The sequence below is a fragment of the Clostridium uliginosum genome (assembly GCF_900112485.1).
In the GTDB taxonomy this organism is placed as follows: Bacteria; Bacillota; Clostridia; order Clostridiales; family Clostridiaceae; genus Clostridium; species Clostridium uliginosum.
The window spans coordinates 1-17,113 of record NZ_FOMG01000028.1; the positions used below are offsets into that span (position 1 = coordinate 1).

9 protein-coding genes and 1 pseudogene are annotated in these 17,113 nt (G+C 27.0%); 8 read left to right on the forward strand and 2 right to left on the reverse strand.

Going from position 1 to position 17,113, the window contains the following annotated elements:
- Positions 1 to 392 precede the first annotated feature (392 nt).
- Positions 393 to 527 carry a PD-(D/E)XK nuclease domain-containing protein gene (locus BM027_RS19005; protein ID WP_479723319.1) on the forward strand — a complete coding sequence of 45 codons (135 nt, stop codon included), beginning with the start codon at positions 393 to 395 and terminating at the stop codon, positions 525 to 527.
- Between the two features lie 411 nt (positions 528 to 938).
- Here the strand turns inward: BM027_RS19005 and BM027_RS14745 are convergent, their stop codons facing one another.
- Positions 939 to 2,765 (reverse strand): O-antigen ligase family protein, encoded by a 1,827-nt coding sequence (locus tag BM027_RS14745; RefSeq protein WP_090093494.1) that lies wholly within the window; start codon positions 2,763 to 2,765, stop codon positions 939 to 941.
- Positions 2,766 to 3,630: 865 nt separating this feature from the next.
- On the opposite strand from BM027_RS14745, the pseudogene BM027_RS14750 reads away from it, so the two are divergent.
- Positions 3,631 to 4,916: pseudogene (locus BM027_RS14750) on the forward strand (IS110 family RNA-guided transposase).
- Between the two features lie 322 nt (positions 4,917 to 5,238).
- Here the strand turns inward: BM027_RS14750 and BM027_RS14755 are convergent.
- Positions 5,239 to 6,660 (reverse strand): undecaprenyl-phosphate glucose phosphotransferase, encoded by a 1,422-nt coding sequence (locus tag BM027_RS14755; RefSeq protein ID WP_090093497.1) that lies wholly within the window; start codon positions 6,658 to 6,660, stop codon positions 5,239 to 5,241.
- Positions 6,661 to 6,849: 189 nt separating this feature from the next.
- On the opposite strand from BM027_RS14755, the gene BM027_RS14760 reads away from it, so the two are divergent.
- The 6 genes from BM027_RS14760 (at position 6,850) to BM027_RS14785 (ending at position 17,113) form a co-directional block, all read left to right on the forward strand.
- Positions 6,850 to 7,596 carry a glycosyltransferase family 2 protein gene (locus BM027_RS14760; protein WP_175560003.1) on the forward strand — a complete coding sequence of 249 codons (747 nt, stop codon included), beginning with the start codon at positions 6,850 to 6,852 and terminating at the stop codon, positions 7,594 to 7,596.
- 621 nt (positions 7,597 to 8,217) lie between these two features.
- Positions 8,218 to 10,119: an asparagine synthase (glutamine-hydrolyzing) gene (asnB, locus tag BM027_RS14765; RefSeq protein WP_090093501.1), complete on the forward strand. Its 1,902-nt coding sequence runs from the start codon at positions 8,218 to 8,220 to the stop codon at positions 10,117 to 10,119.
- Between the two features lie 27 nt (positions 10,120 to 10,146).
- Entirely contained in the window at positions 10,147 to 10,941 is a 795-nt protein-coding gene (locus BM027_RS14770) for an ABC transporter permease (protein ID WP_090093503.1), read from the forward strand.
- Positions 10,942 to 10,966: 25 nt separating this feature from the next.
- Positions 10,967 to 12,886 (forward strand): ABC transporter ATP-binding protein, encoded by a 1,920-nt coding sequence (locus tag BM027_RS14775; RefSeq protein ID WP_090093506.1) that lies wholly within the window; start codon positions 10,967 to 10,969, stop codon positions 12,884 to 12,886.
- Entirely contained in the window at positions 12,886 to 15,429 is a 2,544-nt protein-coding gene (locus tag BM027_RS14780; RefSeq protein ID WP_090093508.1) for a class I SAM-dependent methyltransferase, read from the forward strand. Before BM027_RS14775 ends, BM027_RS14780 begins: the two co-directional genes overlap by 1 nt.
- Positions 15,422 to 17,113: a glycosyltransferase gene (locus BM027_RS14785; protein ID WP_090093509.1), complete on the forward strand. Its 1,692-nt coding sequence runs from the start codon at positions 15,422 to 15,424 to the stop codon at positions 17,111 to 17,113. Before BM027_RS14780 ends, BM027_RS14785 begins: the two co-directional genes overlap by 8 nt.

Genomic DNA, 17,113 nt, shown 5'->3' on the forward strand with positions numbered 1-17,113 from the left:
ATAAGAATATTAAAAAATATAAGAAGTGAAATGTTCGTTAGAAATATAAATAGTTTTTTATTAAATTTACAACTTAATTATACAAGGATATAATATAATTAAGGTATCAGATAATATAGATAGCAGTATTTGTAATTTAGCAAGTACGGAAATGAACTATAATGAAAAAGAAAATACAAATTGGAATCTCTGATTTTAAAGATTTAGTAGAAGGTAATTATTATTTTGTAGATAAGACCTTGTAACGAGAACATTTGGAGTTTCTTGCTCTTATCATGGTATTTAAAAGCAGTTAAGACAGAAAATATAAGAGGTTTGTTATAAATAATTTAAGTTACTTTGATGTATCTGGCAAAGAACCAGAAAAGGTATATCATGCTTTTGTACTTGGAATGTTAGTTTCACTTTGCGATAATTATGAGGTTAAATCAAATAAAGAAAGTAGTTTTGGAAGATACGATGTTATGATAATTCCAAAAGATACTTCAAAAATCGGAATAATAATAGAATTTAAAAAGATTGATTAATTATCAAAAGAAAGTATAGAAGAAGCAACTTCAAAGGCTTTAAGACAAATTGAAGACAAAAAATATGAAACAGAGCTTTTAGAAAAAGGAATTAAAGACATTATAAAACTAGCAATAATGTTTAAAAACAAAGAAGTAGAAATAACACAAAGCACTATCTTTGACTAGTTATCTTAGTTCATATGCATTAACATAATCATATTTTTAAAAAAGGACATATTAGTACTACGGATACTAGTAAATAGTGCTTAAGTGTTTCTATCATTTCTGCAATAGAATTATGCCAAACTCAGCTAAAGCTTCAAACAGTGGCAGATTCTATAACATAAATGATGAAACACTAAAATCACTATTTACAATGTATCACTCCGTACTAATATGTCCCTTTTTAGGTATAGATGTTCTTATGCCTTATTTAATTACTTTTCTGTTCATAAAGTTAAGTGTAACACCAACACCTAAAACTATCCAAAATATTGGAGCAACGCTTATAACTGAGTCATTGAAAATACCAGCAAATAAATATCCTATAACACCTAAAGAGGTTATGCCACCTAATATTTGAGATTTACTATATTCCTTTTTCAAAGCGTATAACTTCATGCTATCAATAATATAAATAAGCATAATTGATATAAATGCTAATAATGCAATAAGTCCATCATTTAAAGCTATTTGCAAGTAAAGGTTATGTGGCTTATCAACAAGCATATTAGGAGTATTATAAGCATAGTACTTACCAATTAAATCATTTTGAGGGAACTGATAAATAAAAGTATCAGGACCAGTACCTAATATTAGATTATTCTTAATCATAGGAATAGATCTTGACCAGATATAACCTCTCGCAGATCCAAGTTTTTCTTTACCTTTAAATCCAGCTGATTCAGGAAAAGCTACTTCAGTATTTATATAGCTACTTGGATTTACTAAATGAAGACTTTTATTTGGTTTTAGATTGAATACAAATGTAGGCTGTCCATTAATATTTAACATAAGACCATCTGAAGTAATGGATTTATTGTTAAGCTTTCCAAAGTTAAATGAAATGTTTTTGAAAGGCTCAGTATTTGTTGTATAAGTAATTTTATCTTTAACATATTGTATAATTTCATCATTTGAATTTTTGAATATAAAGTTACCATTTTCATAGGAGATTTTTAAAGTCTCATTAGGTAATACAACCTCAACACCTTTATCTATGTGTTTTATATCCTTAACAGGTACATGTTCTTTATAATCGAAATCACTTGTATCCTTAAAAATGCTAAAAGAATCTATTACTAAACTTGGAATTCTTTCGAAAATAATTCCTTTAGTTGCAAAATTAACTCCAATGGCTAAAATCATTATAGAAACAAAACCTATTAAAAGAGGTTTCCATTTTTTAAATATTATTTTTCCAAATATAATAATACCAAAAATAGTTGCAATTGAAATACCTATAATTCCTGCACGAGATGTACTTCCGAATAATAACCATACTGAAAGTAATGATGCAATTCCTAAAATTATTTTATTAACGATCTTCTTTTCAAATATAGTTAAACCAAATAATATAGGCAGTACAATAGCTACAAAGCTACCAACATAATTGTAATGAAATAAAGTACCATATAATTTACCTTTTTCAAAAAGTAAATCTAGTCCGTTAGCATCAACATTATATTTACTAGGAATAGCAATAGAAGAACCTAGCTTACTTTTAAGTAGATCTTGTCCAATGTATTGAAAAACACCTAAAAATGAGTTAATAACAACTAAAATAATAATAGGAATAACCACGTATTTATAATCATTAGTAGTTTTAAATGTGTAAATTGAATATATAAAGATAATAATATAACAAGCAATTGTAATAAAGCCTTCAGCTCTGTCAAATACACCAAAAAAAGATGCTTGATTATATTTTGAAAATATTGCAGAAAGTAAAGTTAAAAGCAAAAATATACCAGATAAGATTAAAATTGAATTAACAATTTTATCTTTTTTCCTAAATATTTTTTTAAAGAATATAGCACTAATTCCAATTAATATAATAGAAAAAATTATTAAATAGAAAGCTTTTTTCTGTGAAAATAAATCAGTTTTCACTGCTTCACCAAGTATATCTACAGCATTGGAATCAACTTTAACAACTACCATACGAACAATTAATGGTATAATTCCAAGTATAAATGCAATAGGAAAGAAAAAACTAATGGATTTATCCTTTGAAATATTTTTATTATTTTCCATTTTATACACATCCCAATATATTTATTTTTGTAATTTATCCGATAGCTAGCATCCATAATATTTCCATTTATACAAGGGGAAGATAACGGCTGCACGCTCCTGGATAACGATTTCTAAGCTTCAGTTGGGATGAAAACCCCACCTGAAAATAAGAACTCTGTTTATCTATACAAATATGTAATATTATATCATTGTAGAGGTCATGGGTGCAAGGCGGGGAAATAAACCAGTTAAGGCATATTAAAATAAATAACAAAGAAATAGAAATAACATTTATTAAAGAAGACTAGAAAAATTTCGCTAAAAGTTTCTAACATTTAAAGTTGTACCCATAAAAGATTGCTCCTAATATGCATTAGGACAATCATTTATGGAACAACTTCAAATGAAGAAACTCTAAGCTTATTTTTCAATGCTTCTTACACAAATGTTATTTCTATTTCTTTTTTTGAATATACATCATATCATTAAATGATTTGTATTATGAGACAGCCTCCTTGTATGATTAAGCTATAAAATTCATTAGAGAATTCATATCTCTTTACATGAATATTGTAGCTTATTTTATTTTTATTATTCTTAAAAACATATCTCAAATTTATAATAGTAAAATCATTCTCTTTGAATTTTAAAGGAAACTTAATTAGGTAAAATAGTACTGAATAGAAGATAGATGACCAGCCCCTGGGAGTTTCTTCGAAACTATACCCGTTAAAAAGCGTATCATTCCATCAGATAGAATTCCATAATTAGCTGGTTGAGTTTCCTAAATAGGAATTACTCGTGTCACAAACAAGGATATAGACTAACTGATATATTGGATAATCTATTCTATCTCAAATTTTATATATGAGGAGATAATCAAATGGCAGCATTCACTTATAATTTAACAATAGGAATTGATGTTTCGGCGAATTTTCTTATGTAGCAATCATCGAACCGAATGGCAATATTTATAAAAAGGTTTTTAAAATGAATCATAATCTTAAAGAATTTAACTATTTAGTTCAAGAAATTAAAAAAGCAGAAAAGAACCTTTCAAGTAAACCTGCAATATTTATGGAATCAACAGGTGTTTACCATATAGCTCTTTTCCACTATTTAAAGAAATTTTTTAATGATGTATTCATCATTAATCCACTCATTACAAATTCTAACAAAAATAGTTCAATAAGAAAAGTGAAAAATGATAAAAAAGATGCTATATCAATTGCACATATAGGTAAATTCCAAAATATTAAGTATTCCACTGATATTGATTTAGATTATTATTTACTTAAATCTTTAGTTAGAGAATATTACAAACTTAGAGATGATTGTTCTCAATATAAAAAGAGACTATCAGCTGATTTAAGAGTAATATTTCCAAACTATAATACAATATTTAGGGATGCAAATTCTAAAACATCCTTAGCTATTTTAAATAAATATCCATCACCTTTATTAATAGTAAAAGATCCTAAAGATAAGATTATTGATTTATTAAGAGATAATGCTAGAAGAAGTAATGAATGGTGTAAAAATATCTATTTAAAGTTAATTTCAGTAGCAAAGGAAGCTATCGCTATCGGAGTAGGCTTAGATAAATTATCGATAAAAATAAGAGCCAACATCTCATTAATTAATGCTATTAATTTGGAAATTAAATCTTTACTAGAAAGTATAAATAATCTAATTGATTCAGATGAACTAAATAGTAATATTAAAGAAAATATTTCATTATTAAAAACGATTCCTGGTATAGGAATATTAACCGCAATAACGTTAGTTGCGGAAATAGGCGATTTCCGAAGATTTAAAACCTCTAAACATTTAGTTGCTTTTCTCGGAATTGATCCATCTATAAATGAATCAGGAAATTTCAAAGGATCAAGGAATAGCCTATCCAAGCGTGGGAGTAGTATCGGAAGACGTGCAATATATACAGCAGCACTTTCTTCAATTGGTATAAAACGTAATGGCGAAGCTAATAACAAAATAATTTTAGAATATTATAAAGATAAATTAAAAACAAAAAAGCCAAAAGTTGCTTTAGGTGAAATAATGCATAAAATGGTTAGATATATATTTTCTGTAATGAAAAATAAAAGGCCGTATGAGGAAAGACACCCTAAAATTCATTGTAGAATGTACTTAAATCATACAGCTTAGTTTTTTACATTTTTTGTAACCGTTCGTGTTTTAAAACGGTTTATTTGCTATGCAAGATATTCAAAAAAATATTTTTTTATATTTTACTTGACTTTGCTTAGCTGGTCTTATTTTCATTAGAAATAATATTAATTGTATTTGGTAAAACGGTATCTATAGAATACACTTTTGTTAATACCTAACTTTGAGCGTATATTTTTAATTCATCTAAGAATTTTCCATTGCCTAATAGCAGGAATTTTATCCGATAGCTAGCATCCGTAACACTCCTTCTTCTTCAAGTGGGAGATGACGGTTGCATGCTCCTGAATTTAGTTGAATTTTATAATTCTACTCCGTTATTGTTTATAGTTTCACGATTCTTTTTTACAATCTTCTCATTATTCTTAAAACCTTTAAAAGCAGTTTGGAGTAATATCACTATATCCATTAATATGTCCCAGTTTTCAATATAATATATATCATACTCAATTCTCTTTTTAATTGAAGTATCACCTCTAAAACCATTTACTTGGGCTAGTCCGGTTATTCCAGGTTTTACTTGATGTTTCACCATATAAAGAGGTATTTCATTTTTAAATTCATCAACAAAATGAGGAATTTCAGGTCTTGGACCTACTAAACTCATATCACCTTTTAATACGTTAAAAAATTGAGGTAATTCATCTATTGAGAATTTACGAATTAAAGATCCAAATCTAGTTTTTCTAGGATCATTATTTGTACTCCAACCTGTTTGCTCATCAGAATTAACCTTCATAGATCTAAACTTGTACATTGTAAAAGTATTTTTATTTAAACCAACACGTGGTTGTTTAAATATGATAGGACCTTTAGAAGTACATTTTATTATTAATGTAGTAAATATCATTATAGGGCTTGTCAATATAATTAAAATAAGAGAACCCATTATATCTAAAGCTCTTTTCATAAAAGCATTTCCAAAGTTATCAAGAGGTATTCTTCTAACATTAATAATAGGAATACTACCTATTTGATCAATATATGGTTTACTAGGAATATATTTATAACAAAAAGGTATTATAGAAATTTTAGTACCACTTTTTTCACAAGCAGAAACTATTTCTTCTAAATATTTAGCATCTTCAATATCAAGGGCACAAACAACTTCATCAAATTTAAACTTATATAGTATGTCTAATAACTTACTATAATCACCAAATTTTTTATCATAAAAGTTTGAAGAATTAGCAACATATCCAGCATAGCTATAACCATAACTTTTATTATCTTTAATAACCTTCAAATATTCAGAGGCCGTTTCTCCACCACCTACAATTAATACATGTTTTAAATTTAATCCACTTTTTCTAATGCTTGATAAAATTGTTTTTAATAAAAATCTTTTACTCATAACTAAAATAGTATTTACAAAATAAAAAATAACTATAATCCATCTAGAAATATCAACTAATTTAAATACAAATAATGCAGATAAGCAAAAAGCAATTAAAAGGGTATTGCTTTTGATTATTTTAATACACTCTTTACTAAATAATGATGCTCTAACTGAATTATATAAATTAAAAAACATATATAAAGCAATATTAACTGGAACTAGAAATAAAGTAAATTGCATATACACATTGAATTTTAAGTAATATGTATCTGATGAAAAAATAAAAAAACGAATGGAATATGCAAGAGCCATAGAAATAAACAATATTAATATGTCGCTCAGGGCATTGACTTTATTTAATAAGTTTTGGTTTTCTTTTATCATTAACATTCATTCCTTTTATTAAGTATTATTCGTAAATTGTATCAAATTTAACTTTAGTATAATTATAGATTAATTTAAGGAATAATCCAACTATATTATTAATAGACAATTGACAAACAAACGATTATTAAATGTTTTTATGTTGTGGTATACTGAGTAAAATGGATTCTATGTAGGAGGAACTACAAAGTGAAAAATTTAGTATCTGTAATAATACCAGTTTATAATTCATCTAAAACAATTGAAAAAACAATTAAATCAGTATTGTGTCAAAGCTATACTTGCTTTGAAATAATTATAATTGATGATTGTTCAACTGATAATTCGTTTGAAATTATAGAAAATTTAAGTGAAAGTGACAGTAGAATTATTTTATATAGAAATCAAAAAAATTTAGGAGTGGCTAAAACTAGAAATTTAGGAATAAACATGACTAAAGGTGAATTTATTAGTTTTTTAGATAGTGATGATATATGGAAATCATCTAAATTAGAAAAACAGTTAGAATATATTAAACAAAAAAATGCACATATATGTTATACATCATATGAAATGATTAACAATAATGAAACTAATTGTGTTGTTCGTGTTGTACCTAAAGAAATTAATTATAATGGTCTTTTGAAGGAAAATGTTATTTGTTGTTCAACGGCTATTGTTAAAAGCTATTTACTTAAAAAGTATCCGTTTGAAACTGAATTTTTTCATGAAGATTTTGTTTTGTGGTTAAAATTACTGAAGTGTGGATTTAAAGCAATAGGAATACAAGAAACTTTAGTAATTTACAGAAAAGGTGGCCGTTCTTCTGATAAATTAAATGCATGTAAAAATCGATGGGTAATCTATCGTAAAAGTGAGGAATTAGGTTTGATTTTATCAATGTATTACTTTGTGTGCTATACAATTAATGGTATAAAAAAATATTATTTATTATAGTATGCTTTCTGAATAGTTGAAGTAAATATAGTAGATATATGAGATAAAGATGCGTATTTTTCAAAAGTAAAGATGGAATGTTAACAGATTTATAAGTTTGCTTTGTGAAATTAAAGTAGATAAATTGACAATTTTATTCATTTCAATTATACTTATGAACGAATAATTATTTGAGATCTGTTTATAAAAAGCATATGAATTAATAATTTAATAATATTAATATCGTTTATATAATTTATTATTATATAAACGATAAATTATATATTTTTTGAGGGCATTTAAAAGAAATTTTGGTATAATAGTTTTATGTATGCTTTTTTTTTATGGAAAATTTAAATAATGAAGTAATTATTTAATAATTGATTGTACAGATGTAACTGTTTGAATTTTTTTGTGTTAGTTCAAAGTTATAGAAATATTATTTAGATAAAAGTTATGTTAATTACAAACTTATAAGCTTTATTATTTTAAAGAAAAGCGAATGATAATAATGTTTATTAAAATAAAGAATCTTATATTTAAAATAAATTAAAAAATTTAGTTTTGGGGTTATAAATATTTTATATTGTTTTTTTAATTTTAGAATTCTAAAACTAGCATAACAGCAAAGGAGAAGAATATATGTGTTCAATTGCAGGTATTATGGACTTAAACATTTGTCCTATTGAAAATATGCAAAAAAAATTAGAAGTTATGAATAATTTGCAAATTCATAGGGGCCCTGATGGATTTGGTGTTTGGAAAAATGAAAATTCTTCAGTAGGTTTCGCACATAGAAGGTTAAGTATAATTGATATTGATTCTGGTCAACAACCTATGTGTGATGATGGAGGAAATTGGATTTGTTTTAATGGAGAAATATATAATTATAAAGAATTAAGAGAAGAAATAGGTTGTAAATGTAAAACTAATAGTGATACAGAAGTTATTTTATATGCTTACAGAAAATGGGGAGAGGATTGTGTTTCTCATTTTAAGGGAATGTTTGCCTTTGCAATTTGGGATGAAAAAGCAGGTAAGTTATTTTGTTCTAGAGATAGATTTGGTATAAAACCATTTTATTATACAATAAACAATAATGTTTTTTATTTTGCTTCAGAAATGAAAGCATTATTGCCTTTTGTTAAAAAAATTGAAACTGATAAAGAAGGGTTAAAGGATTATTTAACTTTTCAGATGTGTTTGGGAGGAAAGACTCTGTTTCAGGATATAAAGGAGTTGGAGCCAGCACATAATATTATAATAAAAAGCGGAAATGTTACAATAGAAAGGTATTGGCAAGTTTATTATAATATAGATTTTGACCATACTGAAAAATGGTTTGCTGAAAGATTAGAAGAGGCTTTTTTAGAGTCTGTAAAATATCACACTGTAAGTGATGTACCTATTGGTGGATATGTAAGTGGTGGGGTAGATTCTTCTATTATATCTGCTATGGCCTCAAAGGTTTGTGATGGTGAATTTGTGGGATTCACAGGAAAATTTACAATTAGTAAGGACTATGATGAAAGTGAATATGCTAAGATTGTTGCTAAAAATAGTAACTTTGATTTATATCAGTTAGATATTACCTCACAAGATTTTATTGATAATATTGAAAAAGTTATCTATCATTTGGATACACCTATTGCTGGTCCAGGTTCTTTTTCTCAATATATGATTTCAAGCCTTGCAGCTAAGCATAGAAAAGTTGTACTTGGCGGTCAGGGTGGAGATGAAATATTTGGGGGATATACAAGGTATTTAGTTGCTTATTTCGAGCAGTGTATTAAGGGAGCAATAGATGGTACAATGAATTCAGGTGATTTTATTGTTACATATGAATCCATAATACCTAATTTAACAAGTTTATATAATTATAAACCGATGCTAAAAGAATTTTGGAGTAATGGTTTATTTGACGATCCTGATAAAAGATATTTTAGTCTAATAAATAGAGCACCTAAAATTAAAGATTGTGTTAATTGGAATGAGTTAGGTGAGTATAATCCTTATGAAAGCTTTAGAAAGATTTTTATGGCTAACAATGTTAATGAAAAATCATATTTTGATCGTATGACACATTTTGATTTTAAGACATTGTTACCTGCTTTACTTCAAGTTGAGGATAGAATGGGCATGGCACATGGGCTTGAATCAAGAGTACCTTTTCTTGACCATAAATTAGTTGAGCTTGCTGCTACAATGCCTGCAAATGTTAAATTTAAAGAAGGAAATATGAAGCATATTTTAAGAAAAAGTATGGACAAATATGTTCCTAATGAGGTTATGAATAGAAAAGATAAGATGGGATTTCCTACTCCATTTAACTATTGGGTTAAAAATGATGCTAAAGATTTTATTTATGATATTTTTACAAGTGAAAAAGCTAAGTCTCGTAGATATATTAAAAATTCGGAATTTATTAACAAAATTAATGGAGAATCTCAATTTGGCAGAAATATGTGGGGATTGCTTAGTTTAGAATTATGGCAGCGTTCTTTTCATGATAAAGAAGCGTACTATAAATCTCTTATAGATTAATAGTATAGGATTAGTTTGGAGGTTTATATGAATATAAAAAAACCATTTAATATAATTTATAAAAATAGAAATGTCTTAATGTCAACTGCTATGGTTGATGTTAAGGCAAGATTTGCAGGTTCGTTACTAGGAGTGTTTTGGTTACTATTATATCCTATTCTATTACTAACAGCATATTCTTTTGTTTATATTTATGTTTTTAAAGCTAGGTTTGGCGAAATGAATTCTTCTACATATGTGCTTCTTATTTTTGCAGGATTAATTCCATTTCTTGGGTTCACAGAAAGTATTGCATCTACAATTGTATCAGTCACATCTAATTCGTCTCTTATTAAAAATACTCTATTTCCAATAGATATTATTCCTGTGAAAGCTGTTATATGTAGTCAGACCACTCAGGCAGTTGGTCTTGTTTTGTTACTTATTGCAAGTACTATTAATGGACATGGTTCTAAGTATATATTTTTGATATTTGTTGTGTGGATTTTTCAAATAATGTTTAGTATAGGTTTAGGATGGATTCTTTCATGTTTGAATGTGTATTTAAAAGACTTACAAAATATTGTTAATTTAATAAACTTATTTTTAATGATGGTAAGTCCAATTGCCTATACTATTGATATGGTGCCAGAAGGGCTAAGGCCTTTCCTTGCATGGAATCCTTTATATTATTTTATAGCAGCTTATCAAGATTGTATTATTCAGGGACGGTTTCCACAAAATAATGTTTTGTGGATATTAATGATATTCTCATTTCTTATTTTTATAATTGGATATTGGTTTTTTTGTAAGATGAAAGAGGTTTTTATTGACAATATTTAATTGTAATTGAATTTTGGAGGACTATATGAAAGCGATAGAAATAAATTCACTAGGAAAAATGTATAAACTTTTTGATAAAACATCTGATAGAATAGCAGATGTTTTTGATATTAATAAATTTAAGTTCTGGGATAAATCTGTTAAATACAGAGAATTTTGGGCTTTAAGAGATATTAACTTAGAAGTTAATAAAGGTGAAAGAATTGGTATAATAGGTAGAAATGGTGCGGGAAAAAGTACATTGCTAAAAATAATTACAGGTAGTATAAATCCTACAGAAGGTAGGATAAAAGTTAATGGAAAAATCCAAGCATTACTTCAACTTGGAACAGGTTTTCATCCGGAATTTACTGGTCTTGAAAATATCAGAACGTCACTTTCTTATAATGGGATAAGTAAAAAAAAGGCATTGGAATTAGAAAATGAAATAATTGAATTTAGCGAATTAGAGGATTATATAAATCAGCCTATAAAATATTATTCAGCTGGTATGTATTCTCGTCTTGCATTTGCAGTTTCAACTGCTTTAGAGCCTGATATTTTAATTATAGATGAAGTTTTGGGTGCTGGTGATGCTGCGTTTACTACTAAATGTGCGGAAAGAATGAAGAAGTTAACTCGTGAAACAGGCGCAACTGTTCTCTTTGTATCACATAGTATGGATAGTGTTTTAGAAATATGTGATAAGGCTATATTGTTAGAAAGAGGAACCATTGTTAAATCAGGAACAGCTTTAGAAGTGTCAAAAGTATATAATAAAAAAATTCGTGAGGAAGAAGAACTACGCATACGTGCTAAAGAATATAAGATTAGTAAAAAAGATATTTCTACTATGGTGTCTGCTGATGAGTATAATAATATATTTTTATTTAGGTTTTGTGTAGAATCTGAACATCCTAAGTTTAAACATAAAATTTATAAATGCAGAATTTCAGATGGAAATAATATTGATATAGAACTTATTGTTGGAGCTCCTATGGACAATGATGAGAGTAATTATAATAGAATTCTAGATGGAAATCAAGTAATGGATTGGAGTGAGCCAAAGAAGGCAAATAGAGGCTTCTTCAGATATTATATGGATAAACAGGGAGTTAATAGACATGCACCTTTTCAAATGGCTGTACCTAAACACATAGATATTAATAATCTTGTACTGGAAGTTGAAGCAGAGCCAGATTCAAGAGAAAAGGTTTTTGTAGAACAATGGATAAATAATGAGTATAAGCGATTAGGCGAAGTTACAAGTGGTGAATTTAAGCATCAATATAAATTTTTTGGTGACTTGTCTCAAACTAAAAAAGATAATGACACACAAAATGAGGAAGTAAAACCAATTGAAGAAGCTATAGAAGAAATTTATGTTGAACAAGATGATAATAATGATATAAAAGTTGAGAGTGTTAGTATTGCCAAAACTTATGAGGAAATGAAAAATGATAATTCAATATATGGGTCAGAAGAAATAATAATTGAATTTGTAGATATTTTTGATGAAAATGGAAAAAGTAAGAGGGTATTTACAATGGGTGAAGAGATGACTTTTTGCCTTAATATGAAAAAAACTGGGAATGTTGAAAGGTTTACTGTTGTTATTGATATTTTAACAAAAACAGGAAAAGTAATTTCTCAAGTTTTTTGTGAAAGTGAAGATTTAGAAATTAAAAATATTCAAAATAAATTTATTATAAAAGCGAAATATGCTCCTATACGCCTTGGAGAAGATGAATATATGGTTAGTATTGGAATATTTAAAAACTGTGACTATACAAGTGAGTTGGAAAATGAGTCTTATTGTGTGGTTGACAGAACAGTATTTTTTAATGTTAAACAGCCTGATAATGTGAAAAAGAGTTTAGGTGCCTTTGCACATGAGTGTCAATGGAGTTATGGTGGTAATGAGGTTATTTTTGATGCAGCAAATTTAAGAGGATGTGATGAGTAATGAGGAATCTAACGATTAGATATGGAAAAATTAAAATTAATCCATGCGCAAGAAACTTGTTAAGAGTTGTATGTCTTCTGGCTAACTTTAAAGTAGATTTCTTAAAAGATTATGATGCTTTTGTTTTGTCAGATGAGATGAAGAATATATATTTTCCTATTCTAAAAGATAATAAATCAAATCACTTATTTGATAATGAAGGATTGGTAAGCATTGAAACAGAGGCTGAATTTGAGAATATAGTTGGTAGAAAAGATGTTTATGATTTTGATATACTATATTATATTTGTAAATATTGTTGCGATGAAAAGACAGATATGTTTATAAAAAATTTATGGCTTTTGTTTAAAATTATTTTATATACATTTGAATCAAAAAGCAAATTTGAAGATATTACTTATGAGAAATTTTCAGAAATTATTGATGATATTTTAAAATATTCAAATAGCTATATTAAAGATAAAGTGCAATTTAAAAATAAAAATATAGAAAAATTATGGGATAAAGAGTATAGTTATTTGTCTAAATTTGAAATTGTAGGGGATGGCGAGATTAATTCTGTAAATCAATCTGAAACACAGGAATATCGTAGGTTATTTGATATTTCTAAAACAGGAGTAGAATCAATTGATAATGCAGTAGAAACATTGATTAACATTTTGCCAGAAGATGCTGAAAAAATATTGGATATAGGTTCTGGACCAGGCTATGTAAATAGAAATATTCCACCTTGTTATAATGTTTTAGCTATGGATATAGATGAAAATATATTAAAGGATAACATAAGAAAATGGTGTATAGGAGATATTTTGAACATTACTTTAAAAGATAAATCTGTGGAAATGATTATGGCTTGTGATGTGTTGGAACACATTGAAAAAGATTCTCTGAAAAAGGCTATTTTTGAGTTAGAACGTGTAAGTAGTAAGTACATCTATATTCAAGTCCCATTTGGTGAATATCTTGGAGAGAGTATGGCTTTATGCAATGAATGTGGAAATAAATGGCATGTTAATTATCATAAAAACTCTTTTGATTATAATAAAGTTATACAGCTTTTAAGTGATGAATGGAAAATCAAAACAGTTGCTTTTACAGGTGAAGTTTCTGAATATGAGGGTTTTAAAAATAGTGGTGTAATTTTAGATACACTGAATATTGAACATCATGAAGTGGAAAATTGGAAATGTCCTGTATGCGGTGGAAATACAGTGAAAGTAAATAGCGAATATTTAGATATTGCAAATGAAATAGCTAAAACTTATCTTACAAAAGAAGCAACATTTGTTTATAGTGAAATAGCTGTTTTGTTTGAAAGAAAAAATAGCATTGAAATAGGTGATCAATCTATAGAAAATATTGAAAAATTTAAAACGGTTAAACTAAATACAGCAGATATAAAACTGAATGATATATGTGTTTTAGATAAAATGAAGGATTATATAAAAAATGTGAATATTCCTTGTTTTATAGCGAAGGATTTTAATGTTGATTTTACTGAAAGTGGAATGAAACTTGAAAAAATAGTAGATGGAAATGGAATAATATCCTTTGTTTTACCTGTTTCGTTTAGTGAGGTTGAAAAAACAATACGTTTTACAGGTAGCACATCTAGTAAAGTAGGTTTTGTAATCTGTGGTATTGATTTGTATGGAAAGGAATATAAAATTTTAGATTATAACACTGAGGGTAGTGAATTTAATTTTGATTTGGTATTAAATAATAATATTAGATCAGCTTATGGATATTTAAAAATCTATGCTGACGGAAATTTTCAATTGTCTTATATTAAGGTGCTTAATGATTTAGGCATGAATTATGTCAGATATATTCCTAAATCATCAATTACTCATTTATGTAAAAAAATAGATAATATTAATTTTATGTGGTTTGTACCTAAGAAAGGTTACATTGATTTGCCAGATGATTTGATGTCGTGGTTAAATCAATCGTCAGAGAAATTAATAAATGGAAAATTTATATTTGACTATATCAAAATAATTTATGAAAGAATATTTAATTTAACAGATATTGTTGAACAAAAAAAACAATTATTATCTAATATATATGATGATACTTTAAAGAACGATAATTTTAATTCTGAAAATAAAGAAATATTAAAAACAGAAGAGATAGTTTCGAATAAGAAAAAATCACAAGAAACTAGTACAGACTTTGTCCAAATGTCTGAAATATATAAGCAAAGTGTTTTAGCGAATGAAGCTCTAAAAGATAAAATTAATGCTAAAGATTATTATATTAGTACTTTAAGTGAAAAACTTGCTTTAAGTAGTAACAAAATAGATGAATTAGAAGCTCAGATTAATTTATATAAGGCAAATTTGTCTATTATGAATATTAATACTAAACAAACGGGTTCTAAAATAAAAACTATTTTGGCGAAGGCAACATTAAAAGCATTAAAATTACTAAAGAAAATAGTTAAAATTCCAATTGTATATGATTTTCTTGTTGATATTGGAGCTAAAAAAGTATATAACCGTATAAAAACAAAAATAAAAGGGGACAATAAATATGAGTAAAAAGGCATGGCTTGTTACACATGATAATTATATTGACAGAAGAATATTTTTCTTTGCTGATGTATTGGAATTAAGCGGATATGAAGTTACATTATTTCCGTCATATTTTTTTGATTTATTAAGTGATGGCGACCCTTATTATGTTAATAGGCCTGTAAATAAAAATATAGTTAAACGATATGAAATTAGTGAAGACCTTATTTTTGAAGAATGTAGAGAAGTTATTAAACTTACACAAGAAAAACAGGAAGAATTTAAAAAACTAAATGGAAGATATGCTAAAAATTTTAGAGAAATTAATTTCAATATTAGTAGGTATAAGAAAAATCATTCTATCTTAAATGGATACAATGAATTTTATATAATTCAAGTAAGAAAAGGGGATAAATGTGTACTATATACTAGTTTTGATGATAAATACTCAATTTGTTATGACACAAAAAATACTTTAAAACATTTTGAATTTGAAAATGCAATAGCTCAGTACATGAACGAACATACAGAATTTTTGGGGACAACATATTCTATAGGAAATATTAATGTGAAAAGTGAATTAAATGAATTTGGAGAAAATACATTTTATGCACAAAATCCAGCCTTTAATTCTATGTACTGTTATAATACATACGATAAAACATTCGAGGAAATAACAGCAATTCCTTTTGGGGCATATAATGCTGATGAAATAAAAGGAAAACAGTTTGAATTTAGTGAGTATAAAAAAATTGTCTATGATTATTCGCCTATATTGGAAAATGTGAAAAGACAACTTGAAATAGAAACACCAGATTTGGTATATGTGGCAGATTTACCGACGTTACCAATAGGCACTATGCTCAAAGAGGTTACAGGATGTAAGCTAATCATAGATTGTCATGAATGGTGGTATAAGCAAGCTAAACTTTGGGATTCATCATTTAGAAGAAAAATCGAATTATCAGAACTATACGAAAAAGAATTGTATCCCAAATGTGATTTGTGCATAACTGTTGGAGAGTATCTTGCTACTGACATGTCAAAGTGTTACGAAAAGCCATTTGAAACAATATATTCTTGTATGAGTGCCGATTTAAGCGTAAAACCAGAAGATTATAATGAAAATATTTGGAATGAAATGTTTGGGATAACAGCAGGAATGAAAATCGCTGTTTTTCAAGGTAGTATGACTACTCTGAGAAATCTTGATAATCTTGCTCGTGCAACAAAGTATTTAGATGATAATCAATATTTAATAATTGTTGGTGGTGGTCCTTATGAGACAGAATTTAAAAAAATTCTTCAAAATGAAGGTAATCCTGAAAGAGTACGCTTTACGGGTTGGGTAAATCAGAAAGAACTTATGAAATATACTGTTAATGCTGATTTAGGGGTATTACCTTATTCAGCTATGGATGAGTATTTTTCATATTCTGTACCTAATAAGCTGATGGAATATTTTGAAGCAACTGTACCGATGCTTTTTGACGTATCTATGAAAGAAATTTCTATGGTAGCGGGAGAAAATAATGTTGGTGTTGGTGCAGACCTTTCGAACCCTGAAATATTTGGAAAGAAAATGAAAGAATTATTAAATTCTCAAGATATGTTGAATAAATTAAAGAAAAATTATGAACTATGTAAAGATAAATTTAGATTTGAAAATCAAAAGAAGCAGTTTGAGAATTTGCTGGACAAGTATATTTAA